General features: G+C 67.4%; 25 protein-coding genes and 1 tRNA gene. 16 read left to right on the forward strand and 10 right to left on the reverse strand.

What is annotated here, in order from left to right; all coding sequences use genetic code 11:
• The 4 genes from RM423_RS03995 to nudC are packed head-to-tail and all read left to right on the forward strand — an operon-like array spanning position 1 to position 4,513.
• The gene (locus RM423_RS03995) at positions 1-882 is read left to right on the forward strand and encodes a hypothetical protein (protein WP_311421698.1); all 882 of its coding nucleotides are present in this window, start codon (positions 1-3) and stop codon (positions 880-882) included.
• A 26-nt stretch (positions 883-908) separates the two neighbouring features.
• Complete coding sequence (locus tag RM423_RS04000; RefSeq protein WP_311421699.1) at positions 909-2,240, forward strand: M16 family metallopeptidase; 1,332 nt, start codon at positions 909-911, stop codon at positions 2,238-2,240.
• Complete coding sequence (locus RM423_RS04005) at positions 2,237-3,556, forward strand: M16 family metallopeptidase (RefSeq protein ID WP_311421700.1); 1,320 nt, start codon at positions 2,237-2,239, stop codon at positions 3,554-3,556. Before RM423_RS04000 ends, RM423_RS04005 begins: the two co-directional genes overlap by 4 nt.
• A complete protein-coding gene (gene nudC / locus RM423_RS04010; protein WP_311421701.1) occupies positions 3,557-4,513 on the forward strand; it encodes an NAD(+) diphosphatase in 957 nt (318 codons plus the stop codon).
• A 4-nt stretch (positions 4,514-4,517) separates the two neighbouring features.
• On the opposite strand, the gene RM423_RS04015 is transcribed toward nudC, so the two are convergent.
• Entirely contained in the window at positions 4,518-5,180 is a 663-nt protein-coding gene (locus tag RM423_RS04015) for a nucleoside/nucleotide kinase family protein (RefSeq protein ID WP_311421702.1), read from the reverse strand.
• Positions 5,177-5,425, reverse strand: coding sequence for a mycoredoxin (locus tag RM423_RS04020; protein ID WP_311421703.1), 249 nt, complete (start codon positions 5,423-5,425; stop codon positions 5,177-5,179). Before RM423_RS04020 ends, RM423_RS04015 begins: the two co-directional genes overlap by 4 nt.
• 128 nt (positions 5,426-5,553) lie before the next feature.
• Between RM423_RS04020 and RM423_RS04025 the strand changes: the two genes are divergently transcribed.
• The 4 genes from RM423_RS04025 to RM423_RS04040 all read left to right on the forward strand — a co-directional run bounded on the left by RM423_RS04025 (position 5,554) and on the right by RM423_RS04040 (position 8,791).
• On the forward strand, positions 5,554-7,590 hold the full coding sequence (locus RM423_RS04025) for an ATP-dependent helicase (RefSeq protein WP_311421704.1): 2,037 nt from the start codon (positions 5,554-5,556) through the stop codon (positions 7,588-7,590).
• 133 nt (positions 7,591-7,723) lie between these two features.
• Positions 7,724-7,981 carry a hypothetical protein gene (locus RM423_RS04030; RefSeq protein ID WP_311421705.1) on the forward strand — a complete coding sequence of 86 codons (258 nt, stop codon included), beginning with the start codon at positions 7,724-7,726 and terminating at the stop codon, positions 7,979-7,981.
• Between the two features lie 223 nt (positions 7,982-8,204).
• On the forward strand, positions 8,205-8,492 hold the full coding sequence (locus RM423_RS04035; protein ID WP_396327588.1) for a WhiB family transcriptional regulator: 288 nt from the start codon (positions 8,205-8,207) through the stop codon (positions 8,490-8,492).
• A gap of 101 nt (positions 8,493-8,593) precedes the next feature.
• Positions 8,594-8,791, forward strand: a complete 198-nt coding sequence (locus RM423_RS04040; RefSeq protein WP_311421707.1) for a hypothetical protein — start codon at positions 8,594-8,596, stop codon at positions 8,789-8,791.
• 352 nt (positions 8,792-9,143) lie between these two features.
• Here the strand turns inward: RM423_RS04040 and RM423_RS04045 are convergent, their stop codons facing one another.
• Together RM423_RS04045 and RM423_RS04050 are read right to left on the reverse strand one after the other, a co-directional pair.
• Positions 9,144-10,454 carry an ABC1 kinase family protein gene (locus tag RM423_RS04045; RefSeq protein WP_311421708.1) on the reverse strand — a complete coding sequence of 437 codons (1,311 nt, stop codon included), beginning with the start codon at positions 10,452-10,454 and terminating at the stop codon, positions 9,144-9,146.
• Entirely contained in the window at positions 10,451-11,617 is a 1,167-nt protein-coding gene (locus RM423_RS04050) for a hypothetical protein (protein WP_311421709.1), read from the reverse strand. Before RM423_RS04050 ends, RM423_RS04045 begins: the two co-directional genes overlap by 4 nt.
• Positions 11,618-11,863: 246 nt before the next feature.
• Here RM423_RS04050 and RM423_RS04055 point away from each other — a divergent pair, with 246 nt between their 5' ends.
• Entirely contained in the window at positions 11,864-12,472 is a 609-nt protein-coding gene (locus tag RM423_RS04055) for a M48 family metallopeptidase (RefSeq protein WP_311421710.1), read from the forward strand.
• On the opposite strand, the gene RM423_RS04060 is transcribed toward RM423_RS04055, so the two are convergent.
• Both RM423_RS04060 and RM423_RS04065 read right to left on the reverse strand, forming a co-directional pair.
• On the reverse strand, positions 12,403-13,749 hold the full coding sequence (locus tag RM423_RS04060) for a zinc-dependent metalloprotease (RefSeq protein WP_311421711.1): 1,347 nt from the start codon (positions 13,747-13,749) through the stop codon (positions 12,403-12,405). The genes RM423_RS04055 and RM423_RS04060 overlap by 70 nt on opposite strands.
• A 16-nt stretch (positions 13,750-13,765) precedes the next feature.
• Positions 13,766-14,071 (reverse strand): hypothetical protein, encoded by a 306-nt coding sequence (locus RM423_RS04065; protein WP_311421712.1) that lies wholly within the window; start codon positions 14,069-14,071, stop codon positions 13,766-13,768.
• Positions 14,072-14,142: 71 nt separating this feature from the next.
• Here RM423_RS04065 and RM423_RS04070 point away from each other — a divergent pair, with 71 nt between their 5' ends.
• Complete coding sequence (locus RM423_RS04070; RefSeq protein WP_311421713.1) at positions 14,143-15,168, forward strand: YlbL family protein; 1,026 nt, start codon at positions 14,143-14,145, stop codon at positions 15,166-15,168.
• Between the two features lie 24 nt (positions 15,169-15,192).
• Here the strand turns inward: RM423_RS04070 and RM423_RS04075 are convergent, their stop codons facing one another.
• A complete protein-coding gene (locus RM423_RS04075; protein ID WP_311421714.1) occupies positions 15,193-15,756 on the reverse strand; it encodes a PPA1309 family protein in 564 nt (187 codons plus the stop codon).
• A 134-nt stretch (positions 15,757-15,890) separates the two neighbouring features.
• Between RM423_RS04075 and RM423_RS04080 the strand changes: the two genes are divergently transcribed.
• Both RM423_RS04080 and RM423_RS04085 read left to right on the forward strand, forming a co-directional pair.
• Positions 15,891-18,839 carry a UPF0182 family membrane protein gene (locus RM423_RS04080; protein WP_311421730.1) on the forward strand — a complete coding sequence of 983 codons (2,949 nt, stop codon included), beginning with the start codon at positions 15,891-15,893 and terminating at the stop codon, positions 18,837-18,839.
• A 137-nt stretch (positions 18,840-18,976) separates the two neighbouring features.
• Positions 18,977-19,053, forward strand: a tRNA-Met gene (locus RM423_RS04085).
• 348 nt (positions 19,054-19,401) lie between these two features.
• Here the strand turns inward: RM423_RS04085 and RM423_RS04090 are convergent.
• Positions 19,402-20,046 (reverse strand): TetR/AcrR family transcriptional regulator, encoded by a 645-nt coding sequence (locus tag RM423_RS04090; RefSeq protein ID WP_311421715.1) that lies wholly within the window; start codon positions 20,044-20,046, stop codon positions 19,402-19,404.
• A 46-nt stretch (positions 20,047-20,092) separates the two neighbouring features.
• On the opposite strand from RM423_RS04090, the gene RM423_RS04095 reads away from it, so the two are divergent.
• From RM423_RS04095 to RM423_RS04105, 3 genes are all read left to right on the forward strand, one after another.
• The gene (locus tag RM423_RS04095; protein ID WP_311421716.1) at positions 20,093-20,665 is read left to right on the forward strand and encodes an NADPH-dependent FMN reductase; all 573 of its coding nucleotides are present in this window, start codon (positions 20,093-20,095) and stop codon (positions 20,663-20,665) included.
• A gap of 206 nt (positions 20,666-20,871) precedes the next feature.
• The gene (locus RM423_RS04100) at positions 20,872-21,759 is read left to right on the forward strand and encodes an NmrA family NAD(P)-binding protein (protein ID WP_311421717.1); all 888 of its coding nucleotides are present in this window, start codon (positions 20,872-20,874) and stop codon (positions 21,757-21,759) included.
• Positions 21,760-22,025: 266 nt separating this feature from the next.
• On the forward strand, positions 22,026-22,931 hold the full coding sequence (locus RM423_RS04105; RefSeq protein ID WP_311421718.1) for a haloalkane dehalogenase: 906 nt from the start codon (positions 22,026-22,028) through the stop codon (positions 22,929-22,931).
• Positions 22,932-22,995: 64 nt separating this feature from the next.
• Here the strand turns inward: RM423_RS04105 and RM423_RS04110 are convergent, their stop codons facing one another.
• Positions 22,996-23,274 (reverse strand): hypothetical protein, encoded by a 279-nt coding sequence (locus tag RM423_RS04110; protein ID WP_311421719.1) that lies wholly within the window; start codon positions 23,272-23,274, stop codon positions 22,996-22,998.
• A gap of 194 nt (positions 23,275-23,468) precedes the next feature.
• Between RM423_RS04110 and RM423_RS04115 the strand changes: the two genes are divergently transcribed.
• Positions 23,469-24,248: a phosphodiesterase gene (locus RM423_RS04115; protein ID WP_311421720.1), complete on the forward strand. Its 780-nt coding sequence runs from the start codon at positions 23,469-23,471 to the stop codon at positions 24,246-24,248.
• A 103-nt stretch (positions 24,249-24,351) separates the two neighbouring features.
• Here the strand turns inward: RM423_RS04115 and RM423_RS04120 are convergent.
• Positions 24,352-24,928: transglycosylase family protein (locus RM423_RS04120; protein ID WP_311421721.1), on the reverse strand; the 577-nt coding region annotated here is incomplete at its 5' end.

Here is a 24,928-nt window from a genome sequence, read left to right on the forward strand (position 1 = left end):
ATGATCGAGTTCGGGTACCCCGTTGAGCAACCGCCGGGCTCCGGTCAGCGTCCGGGTCCTGGCCACCGACGAGTGCTGGGCTGGCTGGGTATTGCCGCGGCCGTGGTGCTCGTCCTCGTGGTGGCCCTGCTGATCGGCCGGCACAGTGGTGGCCAGGCGCCCAACGCCGGCACGGCATCCTCCCGGATACCCAACCCGAGCCAGAGCAACCCGAGCCCGGGCAACCCGAGCCCGGGCAACCCGAGCCCGGGCAACCCGAGCCCGGGCAACCCGAGCCCGGGCAACCCGAGCCAGAGCAACCCGAGCCAGGGCGGCGGCGCGGCTGGTTTGCCGGCGGTCGCCTGCCCGGACATCCGTGACGAGCAGTCGCACCTGGCGTACCGCTGCATCGACAACTACCTGGCGCAGGACGGCTCCGACACCTACCTCGGCCTGCGGATCTCCCTCAACCACGAGGTCGAGCCGCGCTGGATCATCAGCGAGGGATCGGGAAATCCAGCCAGCCTGGCGAGCCCTCCGAACAACACCGTGGTCGATTACCGGACCGTTCCGGCGGCCACGTCGGCGGGGGTGCAGGCGGAGGTGGAGCGGCGAGCCGGCCTCGCCCTGGCGCAGGCCTACGGGGACACCCCCGTCACCAGAACGTTGTCCGCCCGCGTCCGGAACTTCTCCGGTGTGGTCGGCTACGAACTCAGCACCGAGGTGACGGTCGACCCGGTGTACCGGACGACGCGCGGACTCCAGGTGCGGACCGAGCGGCTGTGGGTCGTCGGCCTGCCTACCAAGGCCGGGGTCAGCATCTTCATGATGTCCATCCCTGACCAGCGGGCGGACCTCTGGGTCAAGGCGGAGTCCGTCGTGGGCACCATCCACGTCATCTGATGCTCGCGCTTGGTTAGGGTGGCGGTGTGGCCACCAAAGTGCCGACCCGAGAGTCGCGCGTCTCTACCCTGCCGTCCCTGTCGTTCGAGCTCGTCCATCACAAGCTGCGCAACGGCTTGCGGGTGGTGCTCGCTCCGGACCGGCGCTCGCCGGTCGTCGGCATCGCGGTTCTGTACGATGTCGGATTCCGCTCCGAGCCCGAGGGGCGCACCGGCTTCGCGCACCTGTTCGAACACCTCATGTTCCAGGGGTCGGCGAACCTCGACAAGCTCGAGCACTTCCGCTACGTCCAGTCCTCGGGTGGAATGTTCAACGGCAGCACGCACCTGGACTACACGAACTACTTCGAGGTGCTGCCGTCGAGGGCGTTCGAGCGGGGCCTGTTCCTCGAAGCCGACCGCATGCGCGCGCCGCGGATCACCGCGGAGAACCTTGCCAACCAGATCGACGTGGTGAAAGAAGAGATTCGCGTCAACGTTCTGAACCGGCCCTACGGCGGGTTTCCGTGGCTGGTGCTACCCGAAGTCCTGTACGACACTTTCCCCAACGCCCATAATGGTTATGGCGGGTTCGAGGACCTCACCAACGCCACCCCGGAGGACGCGGAAACGTTCTTCGACAGCTACTACGCCCCGGCAAACGCGGTGCTGTGCGTGGCGGGGGACATCGACGCCGACAACGCCATCGAGCTGATCGAGCGGCATTTCGGCGGGATCAAGCGACGTAAGAAGCCGGTGCGCCCGAACTTCGCGGAGCCGCCACTGACCGCCGAACGGCGCCGGGTCGTGAACGACGCGCAGGCGCCGATGCCGGCTGTGGCGCTCGGTTACCGGCTGCCCGACCCCGGAGCGGACCTCAACGTCTACCTCGCCTCTGTGCTCCTCGCCGAGATTCTGTCCGACGGCGACGCCTCCCGGCTGAACCGCTCGCTGGTGCAGTCCAAGCGGCTGGTGACCGACGTCAGCGCCTACCTCGGCACGTTCGGCGATCCGTTGGAGGAGCGGGATCCCACCCGGCTCAACATCACCGCCTTCTACGCCGACCCGAACGCGACGCAGGCCGTGATCGACGCGGTTGACGTCGAACTCGACCGGGTGGCCGCCGATGGCACCGAGGCAGGCGAGCTCGACCGGGTCCGGGTGAAGCTGGCGGCCACGATCTCGCGGGAGCTGGATCACGTGATGAACCGCAGCCTCGAATTCGCCAAGTTCGAAATGCTGTTCGGCGACGCCTCGATGATTCTCCGACTGCCCGCGCTGCTGAGCCAGGTGAGCGACGCCCACATCCGTGCTGCCGCAGCGCGTCTGACCCCCGACAGCAGAGCCGTTGTCGAACTTCTCCCCGGAGCTGCCAAGTGACCGCCGTGCTGCCCGTCCCCGGCCTGACCGATCCGGCGAAGCCCAAGAAGCTCAGCGCCTCCGAGCGCACTCTGCCGTCCGGCCTTCGGGTGGTGGCGGTCCGCCGTCCGTCCGTGCCGATGGTCGAGGTCCGGCTGCGGGTGCCGTTCTTCTCCGGCAAGGCGAGCCACCTCGCGCGTGCGACGCTGCTCTCGGGGACCATCCTGACCGGCACCGGTGAGCGGGACCGGATCGGTCTCGCCGTCGCGCTGGGGCAACTGGGCGGCGACATCTCGGTTTCGGTGGACGCCGATCGGCTCCAGCTCTCCGGCTCGGCCCTTGCCTCGCGGTTACCCGCCCTGCTCGACCTGTACGCCGAGATCCTGACCTCGGCCAGCTACTCCGCCACCGAGGTGGCGGGTGAGCGTGAGCGGCTGATCGAGCGCATCACCATGTCGCGGGCACAACCGGGCGTCATCGCGAACGAGGCGCTGGCCCGGCGGGTGGCGCCAGGGCATCCGTACGCAGAGCTGCTGCCGAATACCGAGGCGGTCGCGGCGACCACGGCCAGCCAGCTGCGCAACCTGCATCGTGACCTGGTGCTGCCCGAAGGCTCCCTGCTCGTGATCGTCGGCGACGTGTCGGCGTCCCGGGCGCTGGATGTGGCGGAGTCGGCGCTCGCCGAGTGGACGGGCGGACCGGCCAAGGTCAAGCTCGCGCCGCTGCCGGCGCTGCGGCCCGGACCGCTGCAGATCATCGACCGGCCGGGCTCGGTGCAGACCTCGATCCGGCTGAGCGGAACCGCGCTACCCCGCCGCGACGAGCGGTATTCAGCCCTGCAGCTGGCGAATCTGATCTTCGGCGGGTACTTCTCCTCGCGGTGGGTCGAGAACATTCGCGAGGACAAGGGCTATTCGTACTCGCCGCGCAGTGGGCTCGACCACCTTGCCCTCGGCTCGTCGTTCACGGTGACAGCGGATGTGGCCACTGAGGTGACGGCCCCGGCCATCCTCGAGACGATGTACGAGCTCGGCCGGATCGCGTCGCTACCAGTGACCGAGACCGAGCTGGAGTCGGTACGCCAGTACGCGATCGGCAATCTCGCCATGTCGACCTCGACTCAGGCGGGCATCGCGACGACCCTGTCGACTCTGCTGGGGACAGGTCTGAGCATTGACTGGCTGGCCGAGCAACCCGTGCGGCTGTCCAAGGTGACGGTGGCCGAGGTCGCCGAAGTGGCGTCGGAGTTCCTGTCGCCGCGCAAGCTGGTGGGTGTCGCGGTCGGCGACGCGACGGCGATCACGGCTCCGCTGTCCCGGGTCATCGACGTCGAGTAGGTGACATTGACCCTGTCCACAGATCCCTGGCAGCTCCCCGAGGTGCCGGTGCTGTCGCGCTCGGCGCACGACCGCATCGCGCACCGCCGCGATGACGACGGGTGGCTGGCCCGGGCGTGGCAGAACCCGAGCAGCCAGGTGCTGGTGGTCTCGGCCGATGGAACCGCGGCGCTGCGCCCGGACGCCGACCGGCCCAGGCTGACCTTCCGTGCGCCGTCGGAGGTGCAGGGCATCGCCGGTGTTCGGGTGCTACTGGGCGAGGCCGACGGCCTGGTGTACTTCGCGCTGTTGGCTGCCGAGCAGGTCGCCGAGCCGGACTGGGCGAGCCTGCGGGCGCTGGCCACCGACCTGTCCGACCTCGACGTCGGTCTGCTGACCGCGGCGGTGGCACTGCAGGCGTGGCATCAGCGCCACCCACGCTGCCCACGGTGCGGTGCCACCACCGAGCCCGCGCAGGCCGGCTGGAGTCGCCGGTGCCCGGTCGATTCTTCGGTGCACTTCCCGCGGACCGATCCCGCCGTGATCATGCTCGTCCACGATGGCGCGGGCCGGTGCGTGCTGGCCCGTGGCCCGCAGTGGGCGCCGGGTCGGATGTCGGTGCTCGCCGGCTTCGTCGAGGCGGGGGAGTCCGCAGAGGCGGCCGTCGCGCGAGAGGTTGCCGAAGAGGTCGGCGTCCAGGTCCGCGACGTCCGCTACATCGCCAGCCAGCCACATCCCTTTCCGGCCTCGCTGATGCTGGGCTTCACCGCGCGCCTGGCCGGCGATGCCACGCTGCGGATCGACGACGAAGAGATCGCCGAGGCCGACTGGTTCACCCGCGACGATGTTCGGCGGGCGTCGGACTGGGGCGACGAGGGCGCGAGCTCGGTGCCTGAGGGTGCGCTGCTGCGGGCCTTGCCCCCGAGGATGTCCATCGCCCGCCAGTTGCTGCAGATGTGGCTCGAAACCTCGGACTGAGGACCTACTCCTCGCGCGGGCGCGCGAACAACGCCGGATGCGACGGATCGTCATAGCGCAGCACCACATCGGCCTGCCCTGCCGGATCGACGTCGATCTCGTACCGGTCGAAGGCCGGTAGCGCCCAGGCCTCTTCCGCGGGCGCGAGCCGGCGAAGCGCCTGCCGGCTGACCGAGAAGTGGACGACGATGTCGAAGGCCAGACCGGTGTCGAGCAGCAGCTCGCCGCGCACCAGCACAATGGCCTCGGCGGCCAGCGGCACCGGCGGAGTCCGGGCTGACCGGTTGCTGACCGGGTCGCGCAGGGCAGGCAGATAGCTGCCGGTGCCGCCCGCGCCCAGCGGCTTGAGCACCTCGCGCTGCAGCGCCGCGGTGTCCAGCCATCCGGTGTAGAAGGACTCGACGTCGGTCTTGCCGTACTCGAACCGCAGCGACGCGTCGCGATAGAAGTCCACTCCGCGCACCGTGGCCACGGGATGGCCCCGCACCGCGAGCCGCTCGGCCACGCCGGTGATCAGCGGCTCGAGGTCCACCCATCCGGGCGCGTCCAGTGCGACCCGGAGCGGATGCGGTTGTCCGGCGTGCGCGATGTCGGTCTGCCGCTGGAGGAACAACTCGGTGAGCCGGCCCGCGAGTAGGCCCGGGCTGATGGGGTTGAAGCGCCTCACGCCAGCGCGCGAAGCTTCTCCTGCACCTGGGCGACAGAGGGGTTGGTGAGTGCCGATCCGTCGGAGAACTCGAGCGTGGGCACCGTCTGGTTGCCACCGTTGACCTGCATCACGCGGACGGCAGCGTCCTCGTCCCGCTCGATGTCCACCTCGTCGAACTTGATGCCCGCGCGGTCCAGACCGCTCTTGAGCCGGGCGCAGAAGCCGCACCACGAGGTGGTGTACATCGTGAACGAACCAGTCATGGTCGGAACAGCCCTTCGAGCGGGGACGGTGTGCACCTGTAGCAGCACGCGCCGGGTTGGGAATGTTCCCCGCCACCTTCGTCCACCGCGCCGACGGTTCTGTCAGACGGCGTTGGCAGGATGCAGGGGTGACTTCAGCCAGCTCGCCCACGCCGCAACTCACCGGCAACACGGGCGCCGACGGGATCCTGGCCGGCCTCGATCCTGAGCAGTCCGAGGCCGCGCAGGCGGTTCGCGGTCCGGTGTGCATCCTGGCCGGTGCCGGCACCGGCAAGACGAGGGCCATCACCCATCGCATCGCCTATGCGGTGGCCACCGGTGCCGTGCCCCCCGAGGCGGTGCTCGCCGTGACGTTCACCGCGCGGGCGGCCGGTGAGCTACGCACCAGGCTGCGCGCCCTCGGTGCCAACGGCGTGCAGGCACGGACCTTCCACGCCGCGGCGTTACGCCAGCTCAGCTATTTCGCGCCGCAGATCCTCGGGGGTCCCATGCCCGAGGTCGCCGGCAACCCGATCCGATGGGTGTCCCAGGCCGCCAACCGGCTGCGGCTGCGCACGGACAAGACCGAACTCCGGGACCTCGCCAGTGAGATCGACTGGGCGAAGTCCTCGCTCGTGTCACCGGGCGAGTACGTCACCGCGGCGGCCCGGGCGAACCGCGGCATCTCCCTCACGCCCGCCAAGGTTGCCGAGGTTTACGCCGGCTACGAAGAGGCGAAGCGGCGCAACGACGAGATCGACTTCTCCGACCTGTTGCTCATCATGGCCGGTGCCCTCGAAGAGCTTCCCGACGTCGCCCGGGCGGTGCGCGCCCAGTACCGCTACTTCGTGATCGACGAGTACCAGGATGTCTCGCCGGTGCAGCAGCGCCTGCTGGACGCCTGGGTCGGCGACCGCCGCGACCTGTGCGTCGTCGGCGACGCCAACCAGACCATCTACTCGTTCGCGGGTGCGAAGCCGTCCTACCTGCTCGAGTTCGCTGACCGCTATCCCGACGCCACCGTCGTTCGGCTGGAACGCGACTATCGATCCACGCCGCAGATCGTCGAGCTGGCCAACCGCTTGATGAGCGGCGCGCAGCAACGCGACGCCGGCCTCAGGCTGATCGGTCAGCGCCCGGACGGCCCCAAACCGACGTTCGCCGAGCACGACGACGAGGTCGCCGAGGCAGCGGCTGTCGCCTCGACCGCCAAACGGCTGATCGCCGAGGGGACGCCGGCGGCCGAGATTGCCATCCTCTTCCGGATCAACGCCCAGTCCGAGGTGTACGAGCAGGCGCTCACAGAGGCAGGCATTTCGTACGTGCTGCGTGGCGGCGAGCGCTTCTTCGAGCGAGCCGAAGTCCGCCAGGCGCTCGTCCTGCTGCGTGGCGCCGCGCGAGCCGATGACGGTTCGGTGCCGCTTCCGCAGTCCGTCGCCGAGGTGCTCAGCTCGGTGGGCTGGAATCTCGAGCACCCGCCGCCGGGTGGCGCCGCGCGTGAGCGCTGGGAGTCGCTCGCGGCTCTGGTGAACCTGGCCGAGCAATTCGTGACCGAACTCCCCGAGGCCAGGCTCGACGAGTTCAATGCCGACCTCGAGCAACGCGCGGCGTCGCAGCACGCGCCGACCGTGCAGGGAGTGACGTTGGCATCGCTGCACTCGGCGAAGGGACTCGAGTGGGACGCCGTCTTCCTGGTCGGCGTGACGGATCAGACGATCCCGATCCAGCACGCCACCACCGAAGAACAGCTGGCCGAGGAGCGGCGGCTGTTCTACGTCGGCATCACCCGGGCGCGGCAGCGACTGATGCTGTCGTGGGCACTGGCTCGCAACCCCGGTCAGGCGCGTCGGCGCAAGCCCAGCCGATTCCTCGACGGGCTGCGGCCCGGTGCAGGAACCCGGCAAGCGGGCACCCCCAAGCGTGCCAAGGTGGTTCCGCAATCCGAGGACGCCGCGGCCTTCGGACGGTTGCGAACCTGGCGCAAGAAGCAGGCCGAGGCGCAGGGTGTGCCGGCCTACGTCGTCTTCTCCGACGCGACGCTGGTAGCGATCGCCAACCGCGCTCCGAGCGACGACACGGAGCTGGCCCAGGTTCCCGGAGTCGGGCCGACGAAACTTGAGCGCTACGCCGAACCGGTGCTCGCCGTGCTGGCGGGCCAGGACCCGGAGCCCGTCGAAATCTCCTGAGCTGAGGAATGCCCTGTGCGCCACGGTGAATTGGGGGTCCAGGCCTCGTGCCGTTGGCGCTCGGCCACCCGGGTATTTGCCACCACTAGGAAACTCGAAAAAAGAATTCTCGAAAATAGTTTGTGCGCATCCGATGAGCTCCGATAGCCTCGCGTACACACAAGCAACCGACCCGCGCGCCGCCACCGAGCGTCGCGTCGAGATCGCCGAGGAGGTGCCGGACATGTCGAACTACCTGATGATCAACGCAGCCACTGACGTCGCGGCTGCCTTCGGTGCTGTCGTCGTCGGCGCTGCCTTCACCGTGAACGTCTCTCCGAAGCACCGTCAGCTCGCTAGCCCCGGAATGACCGATGGTCGGACCCGTCGACCTCCTGAGATACCGCTCTGAACATCCTGAGCGATCCTCTCGAGGCCGCGGATTCCCTGACCGGGAAGCCGCGGCCTTTGTCATTTCCGGACGGCAGTCAATTTCCCGTTCCAGCACCGAGAGACAACTGAATACGGACATCCATCAGACATCAACTAGGAGGTGAACCGACGTGTTCGCGATCGGAGCTCAGCCGGAGCCGAGCCAGCCGTGGGTCGTGGCCGAACCGCAGGCCGCTATCTCGATGTGTGAGCCACTGCCGCCCACCGTCGACCCTGCATTCGGCGCCGACATCGAGGGCCTGCCGTGCCGCTCGTTCGACGCTGATCTGTGGTTCGGTGAGACTCCCGCCGAACTCGAGCAGGCCAAGACGCACTGCGCCGAGTGCCCGGTACGTGCCGGGTGCCTCGCCGGGGCCTTGGATCGGCGCGAGCCGTGGGGCGTCTGGGGCGGGGAGATCTTCAGCCAGGGAACCGTCATCGAGCGCAAGCGACCCCGTGGCCGTCCGCGCAAGACCGTCGTCGCGGCATGAACGGCGCTCCCACGTCCGGCGTCCACGACGCCATCGCCAGCCGTCTCACCTGGGTCGGTGGAAGAACATTCAGCAGCACGTCTCTAGCAAGGAGCACCACCATGTATTCGATGTACGAAGCACTCGCGCGAGAGCGAATGCGGGAGCGGCGGGAGCAGGCCGCGCAATCGCGGCTGTGCTCGCAGCTGGCCTCGGCCCGGCTCTGGCGGCGGCTGGCGGCCTACTCGGCCCGTCAGGAGGCGCGCTCTCAGCGCCACCTCGCGGAGCGGTCGGCGGTCGACTACCAGCTCGTCGCGTAACGATGTCGGTGTGGGTCCCTTACCGCCTGAGGCGATGTGGTCTCGGGTCCGGCGGGCTCCGGAGTCGTTCGAGAAGACCCCACTGTTCCGCCAGCTCGCGTGGTTGCCGCACTTCGGGTGTGATGGCGGGATGGATGAACCAGCGAAGGCGTGCCAGCTGTGCGGGCGCACAAGCGATCCGGCCACTGAGGGTGATCCGCCGCTGGCTTGGTCGATGGACCGGACCGGCGAGCGGGTCAGCTGGACCTGTTCCAGCTGCGCTGCCCAGCACGTTCGCTCGATCGAGGCGAAGCTGGCACCGGAGTGGTGGTGAGTCGCTCGGGCGAGCTGCCGCGTGACCAGCGGCGACCACTCAGGCAGCGAAGCCGGGCTGCCACCGCTCGGCGATCTCGCGGTACGGCGCCCGCGCCCCGAGCTGGCACAGCACCCCGATCGAGCCGAGCGTCACCCGGTGCAGCAGCAGGTACTCGGGCGGCAGATTGAGCATGCGGCCGACTCTGGCAGCTTCGTTGCGGGGGTCAGCGATGCGCTGGGCCTGCTCGCGCATCCAGTCCCTGGTGAACGTGAACTCCGCTTCCGCCAGCGGTTCCAGGATCGGGCGCAGGTAGTCCATCACCCGGTCGCCGTCGATCTCCATACCCTTGCGGATGAAGCGCTCCTCCTGCATCTCGGTGATCACCGCGTCCGTCTTGCCCTCGAGCACCAGCCGCGTCAGCCGCCCCAGTGGCTCCGGAGCCCCGGTGGGCAGCCGGGCCATCGCTCCGAAGTCGAGGACGCCGAGCCGGCCGTCGTCGAGCAGCCGGAAGTTGCCGGGGTGCGGATCGGCGTGCAACAGACCGGCACGCTGCGGTGCCGAGAAATGCAGCAGCGCCAACAGGCAGCCGGCCCGATTGCGCTGGTCCTGCGTTCCGGTGGCGATGATCTTCGATAGCGGCGTCCCCTCCAGCCATTCGCTGACGATCACCTTCGGCGCGCTGGCGACGACGCGGGGCGCGACGATCTCGGGGTCGCCGTCATAGGCGGCGGAGAATTGGCGTTGAGCCTCGGCTTCCAGGGTGTAGTCGAGTTCCTCGCTCACCCGATCCTTCAGCTCGGTGAGCAGCGGCTTGACGTCAAGGCCGGGAAAGATCCGGCCGAACAGCTTGGCGAAGCGGGACAACTGGTTGAAGTCAGCCATCAGGGCCGGCCCCGCGCCGGGGTACTGGATCTTGACCGCGACCTCCCGGCCGTCGGTCCAGACGCCGCGGTGCACCTGGCCGATCGAGGCGGCGGCGGCAGGAAGGTCCTCGAAGGAGGTGAACCTGGATCGCCAAGAGGTGCCGAACTGCTCGTCGAGGACCCGGTGCATCACCTCCGGCGGCATCGGCGGGGCTGCCTCCTGGAGCTTGGTGAGCGCTTCGCGGTAGGGTGCCGCGGATTCCTCCGGCAATGCGGCTTCGAAGACCGACAGCGCCTGCCCGAACTTCATCGCTCCACCCTTGAGCTGTCCCAGCACCGTGAAGAGCTGCTCGGCGGTGCGTTGTGCCAGTTCGGCCTGGACGTCCTCGGCCGATTGCCCGGTGAGGCGCTTTCCGATCCCTAGGGTCGCTCGTCCAGCGACTCCCAGGGGGAGCCGCGCCAACCGAGCTGTACGTGCCATGCCGCGCTGTGGAATTTCAGTCACGCCCCCATTCTGCCGTGTTGGGCAGATCGGGTGGCCGCGCCGCAGTCGCAACTGTCATGTGGCGGCCACGATCGGCGCCTGAGCCGCCAGTCAGGAAGCTGCCATTCCAAGGTCGCCCCGAGGGTGGCCGGCTCCCGCCGGTCCAGATACGCCAGCGCCTGACTCACGGCAACACCGGACGTGGCGACGCACAGCGCCACGTCCGAGGTCAGCCGACGCCTCGGACGTGAGGCGAGCTGGACGGCGAGCGCCGGCCACGCGGGGTCGCGGTCGATGCGGTGCAGGTCGGCACAGCGCAGGCAGCCGGTGACGCCGGGCAGCACGAGCGGGCCGATGACCGCACGGGAACCGTCCACGCTGGCCGACAGGTGCGCGAGGCCGTCGAGCTGGAAGCTGGTCCGCACGGCCGTCTCTACCGGCGCCGGATCGGTGAGGATCACCAGATCGGCCAGCCGGTCGCGGGGGATCGGCGTGGTGTCGACGTCAGGTGCCGAGCGGCGGATCGCGTCCAGCGCGGCTACCCCGAAGCGCCGCCCCTCGTCCACGGGCGTCAGGCCTCCGGGACAGGAGTCGGCCGCGGCGACGTCGCCTCCGTGCACCAATTGCACCCAGCCGACTCCCGCGGCGGCGAGGGTGGCCGCAACCGAGGCGGCCAGCCGGGAGGTGCCGTGTACGGCGACAGCTGAAGCGCGACGCGCTCGCAACACCGCTTCGGCGGCGTCACCGACGCACGCGCGCAGCGCACCGAGATCCGGCAGAAGGTGTGCGGGCAGTGGCTGGGGCGAGGCCCCGTGAGCGGCCGGGGTGTCCGGAACGGCAGGCTGCTCAGAGGAGTTGGTCAGGAAACCCGCGCTGTCGAGTGCGTCGCGCAATTCGGCCAGCGCCGGGTCCGCCGCCGGTGGACCTGCTACGGACTGCTCGGGCCTGGTTTGTCGATGGCTCCGGGATTGCTCACGTGGCAGCAGAGCCGACATCTCATCGGGGCCGACGTTCTCGATGACGACCCGTCGCTGCCCCAGTTCCAGTTGAACAACCCGGGCGGATCGCCACAACACCACGGCGGCGTTGTTCAGCCGACGATGGGAAGTCTCAACCTGAGACGTGGCACCAGCGGCCAGCGCCGAGGTGTCGGCCGCCGCCGCGGTGCCCTTGCGAGTGCTCATCCGATCACCTTGACACAGCGCAGTGACGGGTCCGGCGCTTGTCCACAAGGTGGGCGTAAACCCTCAACCCAATGTCCACACTTGTGGAGCGCCCTGTGGATAACCATGGGACGACGCGCCACCGATCCGTTGACAACCTGTGGAGGACGATATGCGTCGCGTGTCTCGCGACTCCTCCACCGGGACGAGGCCAGTCGGCGCGCCGGCGCATGAGTTCTTGTCGGTACCGCCGCCTAGGCTCCCGCTATGGCCGAATCACTCCTTGGCGGAGCGCCGCGCGACACTCCGCCCACGATCGAGATCCGACGCAGTGCCCGTCGACGACAGACCGTGGCGGCGTACCGAGATGGCGACAAGATCATCATCTTGATGCCGGCCCGGACGCCGAAGGCCGAAGAAGAGCGTCTGGTCGCGGAGATGGTGGGGCGCGTCACCCGACGTGAGGCGAAGCTCTCTCAAGCGGGTCCTCGGGGGAGTGACAGCGCCCTGGTCGCCCGCGCGCGCCAGTTGTCCAGCGACTACCTGCAGGGTCTCCCGCGGCCTTCCAGCGTGCGCTGGGTCACCAACATGAACCGCCGGTGGGGCTCGTGCACGACTACGGATGGCACCATCCGGCTGTCACACCGGCTGCAGTCCATGCCGTCGTGGGTGATCGACTACGTCCTTGTTCACGAGCTCAGCCACCTGCTGCAGCCCGGCCACGGGCCCGAGTTCTGGGCGTGGGTAGATCGCTACCCGCGCACCGAGCGAGCCCGGGGCTACCTCGAAGGCGTCGCCACCGCGGCTCAGCTGCCCGGCGTGGTCCCGGGGGAGTCAGGGTCATCCGAACTGTCGGACTGCGACTCACCGGACTGAGGATCACCGGACCGAGGATCACCGGACTGAGAGCCGGGTCCGGGCTCGGGCTGGCTCGGGTCACGCAACTCGGGGACCGACAGCTCCAGCGACGTGCCGTAGCTGCGGGCGAAGTTCTCCGGATCGTCCAGGTCGTCCGCGCTCGGCAGCAGGTCGGGGTGGTTCCACAAGCCGTCGCGTACCGACGCGCCGTGCTGCTCCGTCATCGCCGTCCACAGGGATGCGGCGTCGCGCAGCCGGCGTGGTCGCAGTTCCAGGCCCACCAGGGTCGAGAAGGTCTGCTCGGCGGGACCACCGGAGGCGCGGCGGCGACGGACCGCCTCTGCCAGCGCGTCCGAGCCCTGCATCCGGTCACGGGCGGCTGTGGCGACCACGGTGTCCACCCAGCCCTCGATCAGAGCGAGCAAGGTCTCCAGCCGGCGCAGCGCGGCGTTCTGGGCATCGGTGTTCTGAGGCTCGAACAATCCCCCGGCCAGGGCGTTCTGCATGGACTCCGGATTGGTGGGGTCGATGTCGGCGAGCGCGGACGAGATCGCATCCGCATCGATGGAGATGCCGCGGCCGTAGGCGTCGACGGCCTCGATGACCTGCTGGCGCAGCCACGGGACATGGCTGAACAGCCGGTGGTGCGCCGCCTCGCGCAGCGCCATGAACAGCCGGACGTCGGCGATCGGGCGACCGAGCCCGGTGGCCAGCACGTCGAGGTTCGCCATCACCAGGGCGCCGGTGCCCTTCGGACCCAGCGGCAGCCCGATCTCGGTGGCCGACACGACCTCGCCCGCGAGAGCGGCGATGCCCTGCCCGAGCTGAGCGCCGAACATCATGCCGCCCAACTGGGTGAGCATGGGCGCCATCGGGCCGGCCTGCGCGGCGACCTCGGGCGGCAGCGCGCTCGACATGGCGGCGACGACTCTGGTCGCGACCGGATCGCACAGCGCGGCCCAGGTGCTCATCGTCTTCTCGACCCATTCGACCTGGCTCCAGGCCTCGGTGGTGGTGACACCGGAGGGCAGGTCGGTCGCGCCGTCCAGCCACAGGTCTGCCAGCCGCAGGGCGTCCGCGGCGGCCGACCTGTCGGCGGCGGACACGCTGTGGTGCTGGGCGGCCAGGGTAGAGATGGCCAATTGTCGAGCGAGATCCCAGTTCACCGGGCCGCCGGAGCCCGACAGCAGCCGTTGCAGTTCCGCGAAGAGCGGGATCTTGGCGGACAGATCGTCCGGGTCGTTGCCCGGCTCGTTCTGGCCGAACTGCCCGAAACCAAATCCGAAGTCGTTCATTCCAGTCACGTTAGCGTCAACGGTCGGCGCCCGGGGAGCGTGCCCGCCGCGCTGCGCCCGCAGCGAACACCGGCCGGTAGCCGGCGTTGCGGCGCGCGTCCGTCCATGGTGTGTGCCTGGCGTTTACCGTGTGCGTCATGGCATGGATGTGGTGGTTGCTCGCACCGGTCGCCAGCACGGCGATCGGAGCGACGGTGATCTGGTGGCGTGCGTGGCGCGAGCGCTCCGGCGCGTGGCGGACGTCCGGCGCGATGTCAGAGCACCGTGCGCTGCTGCGGGCGCTGCCGCAGGGCCGGGCCGCCGAGCCGGTCCCGGTGACCATACGAGTGCTCCATCGAACCGCCGAGACGCCTCCTCAGCGGGTGCCAGACCTCGGCCGCTAGCATGTCGGCAATGTCTCGTCAGTTACGCACCCTCGTATTCGGTGCGGTCCTGTGCCTGGTGCTGGCGATTCTCAGTTTCGGCATGCGGGTGCCCTATCTCGTCCTCGGGCCCGGACCTACCTTCAACACCCTGGGCACGGACAGCGGCAAGGACATCATCGCGGTGTCAGGCCACCCGGTCACCAAGACGACGGGCCACCTGAACCTGATGACGGTGTCGGCCGACACCCAGAACACCACCATCGCCGGCGCCATCAACGGCTGGTTGCGTCACGACGAGGTGGTGGTGCCGCACGACAGCATCTACCCGCCGGGAACCTCACAGCAGCAGCAGAACGCCCAGGACGCCGAGGACTTCACCGCCTCGCAGGACAATGCAACGGCCGCGGCCGCATGCGAGCTGGGCTATCCCAAGGGCTTCGGGGTGATCTCGGTCGCGTCGGACTCGCCGAACGCCTCGGTATTGAAGCCGGGGGACCGGTTCGTATCGGTGGTGGGGGTCAAGATCACCGAGGACGCCGCCCTTCGCAAGGTGCTCGCCGCCCACAAGGCCGGCGACACACTTCCCACTGTGGTGATCCGTGGCGGCAAGCCGGTGACGGTGCAGGCGGTTCTCGGTGCGCACGCGTCCGGAAGCAGCACACCCCGGCTCGGCATCACCGTGGGCGAGGGCTGCCTGCCGCCGTTCGAGATCTCCTTGAGCCTCACCGGCATCGGCGGCCCGTCGGCGGGGTTGATGTTCACCCTCGGCATCATCGACAAGATCAGTGAGCACGACCTGACGCACGGACGGTTCATCGCCGGCACCGGCACCATCGACCCGAGTGGCAAGGTCGGGCAGATCGGCGGGATCTCGCTGAAGATGATCGCGGCCAAGCGGGCCGGCGCCACGATCTTCCTCGCACCGGCCAGCAATTGCGCTGATGTGCGGGGCGACATCCCGTCCGGCCTGAACGTCGTCCGGGTCGAGACGCTGCATGACGCGATCACCAGCCTGGACACCCTCGCCAACGGCGGCGCGGTTCCGCACTGCTAGGCGGCGCTCAGCCAGAGACGCTGCTCAGTCGACCAGCGTCGCGCTGAGAGCCGCCACCAGGTTGGGTGCGAGGTCGGGTCCGGTGAGTAGATCGTCGCCCGACTCTGCGGCGCCACGCAGCCGCAGGATGCTCGCCGAGCGACCGTCGCGCAGCACCACCACGACCAACCGTGCCTCTCGCCGGTCGGGGTGCTCCACCGCGCGGGACGCGGCCGCCTCGATCGTCAGGTCGTCCAGTTCCGGCTCGGCGGACGGCGGCAGCATCACGATCTCTTGACTGAGGCCACAGCCGACGACCTCGCCCGGCCAGCCGATCTGGGCCAGCGCCTCGTCCAGCGAACCCTCCGGTAGCTCCTCCTGCGCGATCGGGGTGATGGCGTCGTCGGAGATCTCTTCCGGATCGGCCACCAGGTCGGCACCGAGCACGTCGGAGGCGTTGGGGTCCGCTGCCAGCAGCCGGGTGGGCACCAACGCGAACAGCATCGGCCCCAGGTCCCAGCCGGATTGGCCGACGAAGGCCTCGATCTCGGCCGCGATGGCCTCCAGCATGATGGGCGCGGGACCAGCGGGGCTCTCGTCTTCGGTCATGACCAGATCGTGCCACCCGCCGGAACCCGTCCCGGGCTCGGTACGTTGCTGCTAGGGAACACCACTTTTATACGCGTCGCGAACCGAAGCAGGACGATTCTCGGCCGGCGCAGGGTAAGGAGAGCTTCGTGGCCATGCGGCCTGAAATGCCGAGCATTCGGGTGTCACGTCGCGGCAAGATCGCGATCGGCGTGCTCATCTCGCTGTTTGTACTGCTCTCTGTGCTGGGCTCGCTCGTGCGGGTCTACACCGACTGGCTGTGGTTCGGCGAGGTCCACTATCGGTCGGTGTTCAGCACCATCCTGTGGACCCGGATCGTGCTCTTCGTCGTGGTGGGCCTGGTGCTCACCTCGATCATCGGCGCCAATGTCTTCCTGGCCTATCGGATGCGGCCGCCGTTCCGGCCGATCTCCCAGGAGCAGGAGAACCTCGAGCGCTACCGGGTCGCCCTGGAGCCCCGCAAGAAGCTCATCTTCGGCGCACTGGTGGCCATCATCTTCATCGCGGCCGGAATGTCGGCTCAGGGCAACTGGCAGACCTGGCAACTCTGGCGCAACGGCCAGTCCTTCGGCGTGCAGGACCCCCAGTTCCACCGCGACATCTCTTTCTTCGCCTGGGACTACCCGGCGTACCGGCTGATCCTGAGCTTCGCCTTCAACGCCGTGATCTTCTCGCTGCTGCTCAGCCTCGCGGTGCACTACCTGTTCGGAGCCTTCCGGATCGCGACGCCCGGCCACAAATTGACGATCTCGGCCCGCCGGCACGTCACGCTGCTGGTGTTCTTCTTCATCGCACTGAAGGCCTGCGCGTACTGGCTGGACCGGTACGGCCTGGTGTTCTCCGGCCGCGGCAAGGTCACCGGCGCCTCGTACACCGACGTCAACGCCTCGCTACCGGCGAAGACGATCCTGTTCTGGGTGGCGGTGCTGATCGCGCTGGCCGTGTTGGCGAGTCTGTGGCTCAAGAGCGCCCAGATCCCGATCATCTCGTTCGTGGTGCTGCTGGTGCTGTCGATCGGCATCAACGGCATCTACCCGGCCGTCGTCCAGCAGATCACGGTCAAGCCGAACGCCAGCGACAAAGAGGCGCCATACATATCGAGAAACATTCAGGCCACCAGACAGGCCTATGACATCGTCACCAACACCGACGGCGGCAACGTCACGTACGAGAGTTACAAGGTCGACACCGACCCGAAGACGACCGCGCTCTCGTCGACGGATCCGACGATCTCCAACCTGCGCATCCTCGACCCGAACGTGGTGTCCTCGACCTTCAGCCGGTTCCAGCAACTGCGCAACCAGTACGGTTTCCCGGACAAGCTCGATATCGACCGCTACACCGTGGAGAACCAGACGCAGGACTACGTCGTCGGCGTCCGCGAACTGGACCAGAGCAAGCTCACCGGTAACCAGACCAACTGGATCAACGCCCACACCTTCTACACCCACGGGTACGGTTTCGTGGCCGCCGCGGCGAGCAGCGACGTCACCAACACGAAGCAGTTCACCGAGGGAGACATCCCGCCGACGGGCCCGCTGACCATGACGACGCCCCAGGTGTATTACGGCGAGTTGCTTCCGAACTACTCGATCGTGGGTGCGTCCGGAACCCCCCGGGAGTACGACGGCGCGGATGTGAAGACCACCTACACCGGCAGCGGCGGTGTCTCGCTGTCCAACGTGTTCAACCGGCTGGCCTTCGGTATCAAGTACCGCGAGGCGAACTTCCTGCTGAACAATGCCGCCAGCGCCCAGGGCGCCAAGATCATGTTCAACCGCGACCCCCGCCAACGGGTGAAGAAGGTGGCGCCGTTCCTCACCGTCGACGGCGACCCGTATCCGGCGGTCATCGGCGGGCGGGCGCAGTGGATCGTCGACGCATACACGACGTTGGCGAATTACCCGTACTCCGAACGGCAAAACCTGTCCGACCTCACCACCGACTCGCTGACCGCGGCGAACCGCACGGCGGCGCAGGCGGACAGCCAAGTGAACTACATCCGCAACTCCGTCAAGGCGACGGTCGACGCCTACACCGGCAAGGTCACCCTCTACCAATGGCGGGACGACCCGGTGCTCAGCACCTGGATGAAGGTCTTCCCTGGGGTGGTGCAGCCGAAGTCCTCGATGCCCGCCGACGTGCAGGCGCACGTCCGGTATCCCCAGGACCTGTTCGAGGTTCAGCGCAAGCTGCTCGAGCAGTACCACGTGGACGATCCGCGGCAGTTCTACAACGTGGCCGACAAGTGGACGGTCCCCAACGACCCGTACCCCATCAACGGCACGATCGGCACCGCCCAGCCGCCGTACTACGCGCTGGCGAGTGCCCCGGCGAACGAGGGCGGTGGGGCCCAGTTCCAGCTGACCACTCCGATGAAGGTCAACAACAGCACCAACCTGGCCGCCTACCTCACCGTGGACAGTGACCCCGGCCCGAACTACGGCAAGATGACCGTGCTACGGGTGCCGACCAGCACGGTGATCCAGGGGCCGGAGCAGATCGCCAACACGTTCCAGACGAACACCACGATTTCGCGTGACCTCACGCTGCTCGATTCGGGCGGGTCCAACGTGATCCATGGCAATCTGCTGACCCTGCCGATCGGCAGTTCGTTCCTGTACGTGGAGCCGTTGTACGTCCAGGGCTCGGGCGGCAATGGCTACCCGATCCTGCAACGGGTGATGGTGGCCTACGGCGACAAGATCGGCTACGCGGACACGCTGGCCGGCGCGCTGGCGAACCTCAACCACGGGCCGGTCGGCGTCACGGTACTAAACGGTCTGTCCGGAGGCACCACCACCAGTCCGACGAGCCCGGGGCCGTCCGCGTCGCCGCCGGCATCCTCGTCGGCGCCGTCGCCCGCTCCGTCGGCCAGCGCGAGCACCGGGACGGCACCGCTGCCGGTAGGTCAGCAGCAGTTGGTGGCGCAGTTGAACTCGGCGCTGAACCGCCTGCAGCAGGCCTACCGGTCAGGTGACCTGGCCGCTATCGGGCAGGCCCAGGCTGACGTGCAGCGGCTGTCGGCGCAGTACCTGAAGGGCCAGTCGAAGTCCCCGTCATCCTCGACGTCTCCGAAGTAGTAACACCGGAAGTAACGTCTCCCAAGTAGTAGCACCGGAAGTAGTAGCACCGATCAATGCCGTCGGGGTCGTCCGAGTCATGCGGACGACCCCGATTTGGCTTGGCGGACAAGGGCGGGTAGTGTTCGTCTTACCGACGCGGGGTGGAGCAGCTCGGTAGCTCGCTGGGCTCATAACCCAGAGGTCGCAGGTTCAAATCCTGTCCCCGCTACCACATAGGTCCCAGAATACAAGGCCTCCAGCGCATCGCGCCGGAGGCCTTGTATGTTCGTCTCCCTCATATGTCCCTCAAACTGGGCGGCACGGGCCGACCCGAGGGGCCAGCGTCTGGGAGGCGCTAGTGCGGTGCGTCACCGGCCATCACAATGTCCCGTCGGCACACCGGGGCCAGCTCATCGTCATCGGAGCTGTGCCGAACCCATTCCCGTGAGCCCGTTCCAACTCATCACCGGAAACTGCGCCAACCGTGGAACGGCACCTCACGCGCCGCTCTTCCCAGGCGACGCCTGCTTTGCAGGCCTCGTAATACTGCGACTAGGGCATCCCGGCAGATAGGTGTCGATCAACCGCCGAGGAAGGTCCCGGCAATGACCGGCACAAGCATCCGTTCTACCTCGTCGGGCGACTTGCCGTGGAGTTCGGGCTCGAGGGCGGTCATGCTGAGTAGGACGAGAATGCCCCCTACGCACTTGACCCGGAATAGAAGCTCGTCGTCGTCTACGCCCGGCATCACGGCTCGTAGTCGAGGAATCAATGCCGCGTGCGCTCGCCCGGTCGCTGTTGCTGCCCATTCTTCCAAGCCATCGGGCGGGTCTGAGGTGACTCGGGCAAGCACGCGCACGTACGGTCGCCCTTTGCTAGAAGGTCCCCTCAAGGCGTGGACCATTGGCCGAAAGTAAGCCCCGGTGATCTCGTGCAGGCTCGCATCGGCGGGCAGCGCGTCCAGTTCGGCGATCTGGGCGTCGATGATGTTCTCCACGGCCTCGGACGCTGCGGTCGCCAGCAGCGCAGCCAGACCGCCGAAGTGGTAGTGCACCGCGGCGATGTTGGTCTGCGCACGTTCGGTGAGGTCGCGCAGCCGGATCGCGCTTTCGCCTCTCTCGGCAATCAGTTGCTGCGCCGCTTCGATGAGTAGGCGACGGGTGCGCTCCCCGCCCGCCCGTCGGCCGTCCGCGGCGGCGGGGCTGGGGGAGGGAAGGCTACTCATAAATCTATTCAAGCACACGAGTAAATACTATGGTAAAGTCATTCAAATGAATGAGCGAACTTTGAACCTCGCCGTGATCCTGGGCAGTACCCGACCGGGTCGTAACGGAGCGGGGGTGGCTGAGTGGGTGATGCAGAAGGCCGCTGACCGAACCGGTGCCAGATATGAGTTGGTCGACCTCCTTGACTGGCCCTTGCCGCACATGGACGAACCGATACCACCCGTGATGGGTCAGTACGCGGGGGAGCACACGAAGGCGTGGGCGGCCAAGATCGCCGAATTCGATGGTTTCGTGTTCGTGACGCCGGAATACAACCACTCCACCTCGGGCGTGCTCAAGAACGCCATCGACTACATCTACGCCGAGTGGAACAACAAGGCCGCGGCCTTCGTGGGTTACGGCACGATCGGCGGCGCGCGCGCGATCGAACACCTGCGCGGCGTGATGAGCGGCATGCAGGTCGCGCACGTCTCGCAGCAGTTGAGCTTCTCGATGTTCACCGACTTCGAGGACTGGTCCAGCTTCACTCCTGGACCCCAGCACGACGAGGCGGCCGGCACCCTCTTCGACCAGCTCGAGGGCTGGTCGACGGCGCTGAAGACTTGGCGGGACGCGTGAGCGCCTGGTTCGACGGACAGACCGTCATCGTCTCGGGCAGAGCCCGGGGGAAGTCACGTCCGTGGGTTTCACGCCGCCGGCGCGAACGTCATTGTCGTCGACGTCCTCGACGGCATTCGGCCAGCTCGCGGCCATCGCATCTCGCGAGCCGGCCCGCGGTTTCGACCGGACCGTTTCGGCCGGGCCGGCGATCGCCGCGCGGGTCCATGAACGAGATGCGGTCCCCATTTCAACTAGGAGGAGACAGCACAATGATTCTCATTACGACAGCTGGCAAGGCGGGTGCAGAAGCAGCACGCTTGCTCGCTCAGCGAGGAGAACCGGTGCGGATCCTGGTCCGCGATCCGGAGAAGGCGACCACGCTGGCACAGGCGGGCGCAGAGGTCGCCGTCGGTGACCTGGAGGTGCCGTCGACGATCGACGCGGCCATGCAGGGCATCGCGGCAGTGGTGCTTGTCAGCCTGGCCATCCCCACGCAGGAGCTGAACGTGGTCAACAGCGCTGTCGGCGCGGGTGTCGATCACGTCGTGAAGATCACCAGCAAAGCCTCCGCGGACTCGCCCATCGCTCGCCGGCGTGGTCAGACAGAAATCGAGAACGGGCTAGTCGCCTCCGGGCTCGGCTACACGCTGCTCAGAAACAACGCCTACATGCAAAACTTCCTGATGCTGGCCCCCGCGATCGCGAAGACGAGTAGCTTCGGCTCCTCAACGGGTGACGGTCGCATCGGCATGGTCGACACCCGCGACGTAGCCGCTGTTGCCGTAGAGATCGCTGCTTCGCCCGCCTCCCACAGGGGGAAGACCTACTGGCCCTCCGGGCCTGAGAGTCTCTCCTACGCAGACGCGGCGCGAATGTTCTCGAAAGTCCTCGGCCGACCGATCACGTTCCACCCGCTCACCTTCGAAGAGCAAAAGCGGGCAATGGTCGACGTCGGCGTCCCCGACCACATCGCCGAGATGAACGCCCAAGCCGTCACCCTGTTCGCCCAAGGCGACTCCGACTGGATCAACGACGACGTGCTCTCGATCCTTGGTCGGCCGGCGCATACTTTCGAGCAATTCGTCACCGACTTCGCCCCCGAATTCTCGTGAAGATTAGGACACTTCGGTCACGCTGAAACCCGGATCGTCGGAAGCCCCGCCGATCCGACTTGTGCGAGCCAGCCCGAGGTTGCCATTGCGAGCGCTGGGGCGCAAGCAGCCCGACGCCCAGTGCCTAGTCCACGTGGGCCCCGGCATGGGCAGGCGCCCGCGAGCGGCCAGATGGTGCGATCCGCGTACGTGCCGAGCAACTCCGATTGCGTGCTCGGCTCTCTTTGGCAGCACCTAAACGTGTCCGCACTCCAGAGGAGATCTCGATGATTGATGTCAACGCCCTCCGTACACCCGACGATCGCTTCGCCGGCCTTCAGGACTTCCCGTTTCCGCCACACTACGTAGACGACTTACCCGGTTACGAAGGACTTCGGGCGCACTATCTGGACGAGGGACCGAGGGACTCCGACCGTACATTCCTATGTCTGCATGGCGAACCGACTTGGAGCTATCTATACAGAAAAATGATCCCCGTTATGCTGGAAACCGGTGCACGCATAGTTGCGCCCGACTTCTTCGGCTTCGGTCGCTCCGACAAGCCCGTGCATGACTCTACATATACCTTTCACTTCCACCGAAAGTTCCTCCTGCGCTTCGTCGAGCACCTCGCTCTCCGCAATATCACCTTGGTCGTCCAAGATTGGGGAGGGACGTTGGGGCTCACTCTGCCTGTGGATGCTGGCTTCCGGGCCAGATTAGACAGACTGTTGGTGATGAACACAGTTCTTCCGGTCGGCGAGCCCCTCGGCCCGCACTTCTACGAGTGGAGGTCGCTGGTCCGAAACACTTCTGATTTGCCGGTAGGAGAATGGATCCGACAGGCAGCACCAGGGCTTACACCTCAGGAGATGGCTGCCTATGACGCTCCCTTCCCCGATCGCCACTTCCAGGCTGGAGCTCGAACGTTTCCGGATCTGGCCATGGTTGAGTCCGAGATGGACGGGGTTGCCGAATCCAACGCGGCCCTCAGGTTTTGGACAGAGGAATGGTCGGGCGAGACATTCATGGCCATTGGACCGGACGATCCGGATGTGGAAACAATGCAAACGCTGCGATACCAGATTCGAGGTTGCCCGGAACCGCTGCTTGTTGAAGGAACGGGCCACTTCGTACAAGAGTGCGGCGATTCAGTTGCCCGAGCCGCGTTGGCCGCATTCGGTGATCTCTGATTGCGAACAGCATTGGGTTCGATCCCGGCCACGGGTCTGTGTCAGTAGTTAGTTAGTCTCTGGTTCACTTTGAAAATAACGAGTATTCTTGCTCCCGCCGCGCGTGACGGTGCTCGTTGTCGATTGTTGGCGCGGCCTCGTTCATCGACGCGGACAGGTGTGGCGCAGCGGGGCGCAGATCGTTTTGCTCGGCGCGGGTGGTAGGTCGAACGCTGAGATCGCGTTGCAGATCGGCGTGTTGCCGGGTCCACGGGCCGGCGTCCAACGACCGCGCGACCTTCTGCAGGTTGCCCGCGGCGAGTAGCCGTTGGATCGTTTCGATGCCGGCCGGCCAGCTGCTCATTGCTGACCGCCCAGATAGAGTTCGACGAGAGGATGCCCCTGGCGGTCCTGGTGAAAGCATCGCGCGCGGGAGCGTTAGCGGTACCGACCACAGAGGTCCAGCCCGGCGGGCCCACCACCGCGGCGGAGGCTACAGCTGGCGGTCGGAAACAAGCACGTCGTCTGCGATAGCGTGAAACCGGATCGGAGGCCGTCTTGTTCATTGCACATCTGAGTGACCCGCACCTGATGACCGGCCCGCTCGGTGCTGAGCCGGCAACCCGGTTGCATACCGCTCTGGGACGAGTCCTGGGGCTGGACCCCCGGCCGGACTGCGTGGTGATCACCGGCGACCTCACCGAGCACGCCGATCCGCAGGATTACCAGACGCTGCGCACCGTTCTCGCGGGGTTCCCGCTGCCGCTGCTCCTGGTCGCCGGCAACCACGATTCGTCGGCGGAGCTCAGCAAGGCGTTCGCGGGCACTCCGCACCTCAACGGCGGCGTCAGCACCCGTTACGTTGTCAGCTATCCCGAGGCCACCCTGGTAGTGCTGGATTCGAGCAAGCCCGGCACGCCTGCGGGGGAGCTCGGGACGGAGCAGCTCGCCTGGCTTGATGAGCAGCTTTCCGGCTGCGGGGACCGTCCGGCGCTGGTGTGCCTGCACCACCCGCCGATCCGGGTGGGCATCCCGTTCTTCGACGCGATGAACCTGATCGATCGGAAGCCGTTGGCAGAGGTCATCCGCCGGCACCGGCATGTCGTCCGGGTGCTCGCCGGGCACGTCCACCGGCCGATCAGCGCGGCTTTCGCCGGCAGCACCGTGACGGTCGCGCCCAGCACGTACCGGCAGAGTGAGCTGCGGCTGCGCAACGATCCGGGGATGCGATCTCTCGACGAGCCATCCGGGTTTCTGCTGCACTGGATCGACGGGGCGGACTGCGCTACGCATCTGGTGCCGGGCAGCTCCGCCGGCGGCCCGTTGGGCAAGTTCTGAGGTCTGGAACGCCCACGAGCTGCGGTCCGGAAGACGGTCGATGGCCCGGTCACGCCCGCGGTCGTAACTGCGGAGCGGCCGGGCCATCGCCGATGAACAGCCCTTAGAGGACGATTCTCTCGCCGACGTAGATGCGGTTCGGGTTGGTGATCTTCGGGTTGAGGCGAACCAGGGTACGCCAGCCGCCTGATATGTGGTGCGTGGCGGCGATCCCCGACAGCGTGTCACCGGAGCGCACGACATAGACCGGGTGACCGGCCGGCGCCGGTGCCGGCGCTCTCCTGACGGGAGCGGGCACCGAGACCGGCGTGGTGGCCACCGTCAGGTACCTGCCGCACACCGGCCACGCCCCTACGCCCTGCGAGGCGAGGGTCCTTTCAGCGATCGCAATCTGCTGCCCCTTGGTCGCGAGGTCAGCCCGCGCGGCGTAAGCGGTGCCGCCGTAGGCACGCCAGGTGCTGGCGCTGAACTGCAGGCCGCCGTAGTAGCCGTTGCCGGTGTTGATCGCCCAATTGCCACTGGACTCGCAGCGGGCCACGCCGTCCCAGTTGTGGGGCCTTCGCCCCGAAAAGTGGACACGCGATTTGATTGTTATGCGGCCGGTCGTAGCGTAGCCGCGGTGGTGGTGTTCTCGTAGGTGATCGGGCTGCGGTAGCCGCAGGCGGAGTGCCGGCGGCGGG

The sequence above is a fragment of the Jatrophihabitans lederbergiae genome (assembly GCF_031845305.1).
Classification (GTDB): Bacteria; Actinomycetota; Actinomycetes; order Mycobacteriales; family Jatrophihabitantaceae; genus Jatrophihabitans_A; species Jatrophihabitans_A lederbergiae.

Excerpts from the sequence above, each read along its gene's own strand:
- RM423_RS03995 (WP_311421698.1), top strand. The coding sequence starts at position 1 with ATGATCGAGTTCGGGTACCCCGTTGAGCAACCGCCGGGCTCCGGTCAG.
- RM423_RS04020 (WP_311421703.1), bottom strand. The coding sequence starts at position 5,425 with ATGACTGGTTCGTTCACGATGTACACCACCTCGTGGTGCGGCTTCTGC.
- RM423_RS04030 (WP_311421705.1), top strand. The coding sequence starts at position 7,724 with ATGAGCTCCGATAGCCTCGCGTACACACAAGCAACCGACCCGCGCGCC.
- RM423_RS04035 (WP_396327588.1), top strand. The coding sequence starts at position 8,205 with ATGTGTGAGCCACTGCCGCCCACCGTCGACCCTGCATTCGGCGCCGAC.
- RM423_RS04040 (WP_311421707.1), top strand. The coding sequence starts at position 8,594 with ATGTATTCGATGTACGAAGCACTCGCGCGAGAGCGAATGCGGGAGCGG.
- RM423_RS04050 (WP_311421709.1), bottom strand. The coding sequence starts at position 11,617 with ATGAGCACTCGCAAGGGCACCGCGGCGGCGGCCGACACCTCGGCGCTG.
- RM423_RS04055 (WP_311421710.1), top strand. The coding sequence starts at position 11,864 with ATGGCCGAATCACTCCTTGGCGGAGCGCCGCGCGACACTCCGCCCACG.
- RM423_RS04060 (WP_311421711.1), bottom strand. The coding sequence starts at position 13,749 with ATGAACGACTTCGGATTTGGTTTCGGGCAGTTCGGCCAGAACGAGCCG.
- RM423_RS04065 (WP_311421712.1), bottom strand. The coding sequence starts at position 14,071 with ATGGTCACCGGGACCGGCTCGGCGGCCCGGCCCTGCGGCAGCGCCCGC.
- RM423_RS04070 (WP_311421713.1), top strand. The coding sequence starts at position 14,143 with ATGTCTCGTCAGTTACGCACCCTCGTATTCGGTGCGGTCCTGTGCCTG.
- RM423_RS04075 (WP_311421714.1), bottom strand. The coding sequence starts at position 15,756 with ATGACCGAAGACGAGAGCCCCGCTGGTCCCGCGCCCATCATGCTGGAG.
- RM423_RS04080 (WP_311421730.1), top strand. The coding sequence starts at position 15,891 with ATGCGGCCTGAAATGCCGAGCATTCGGGTGTCACGTCGCGGCAAGATC.
- RM423_RS04090 (WP_311421715.1), bottom strand. The coding sequence starts at position 20,046 with ATGAGTAGCCTTCCCTCCCCCAGCCCCGCCGCCGCGGACGGCCGACGG.
- RM423_RS04095 (WP_311421716.1), top strand. The coding sequence starts at position 20,093 with ATGAATGAGCGAACTTTGAACCTCGCCGTGATCCTGGGCAGTACCCGA.
- RM423_RS04100 (WP_311421717.1), top strand. The coding sequence starts at position 20,872 with ATGAACGAGATGCGGTCCCCATTTCAACTAGGAGGAGACAGCACAATG.
- RM423_RS04105 (WP_311421718.1), top strand. The coding sequence starts at position 22,026 with ATGATTGATGTCAACGCCCTCCGTACACCCGACGATCGCTTCGCCGGC.
- RM423_RS04110 (WP_311421719.1), bottom strand. The coding sequence starts at position 23,274 with ATGAGCAGCTGGCCGGCCGGCATCGAAACGATCCAACGGCTACTCGCC.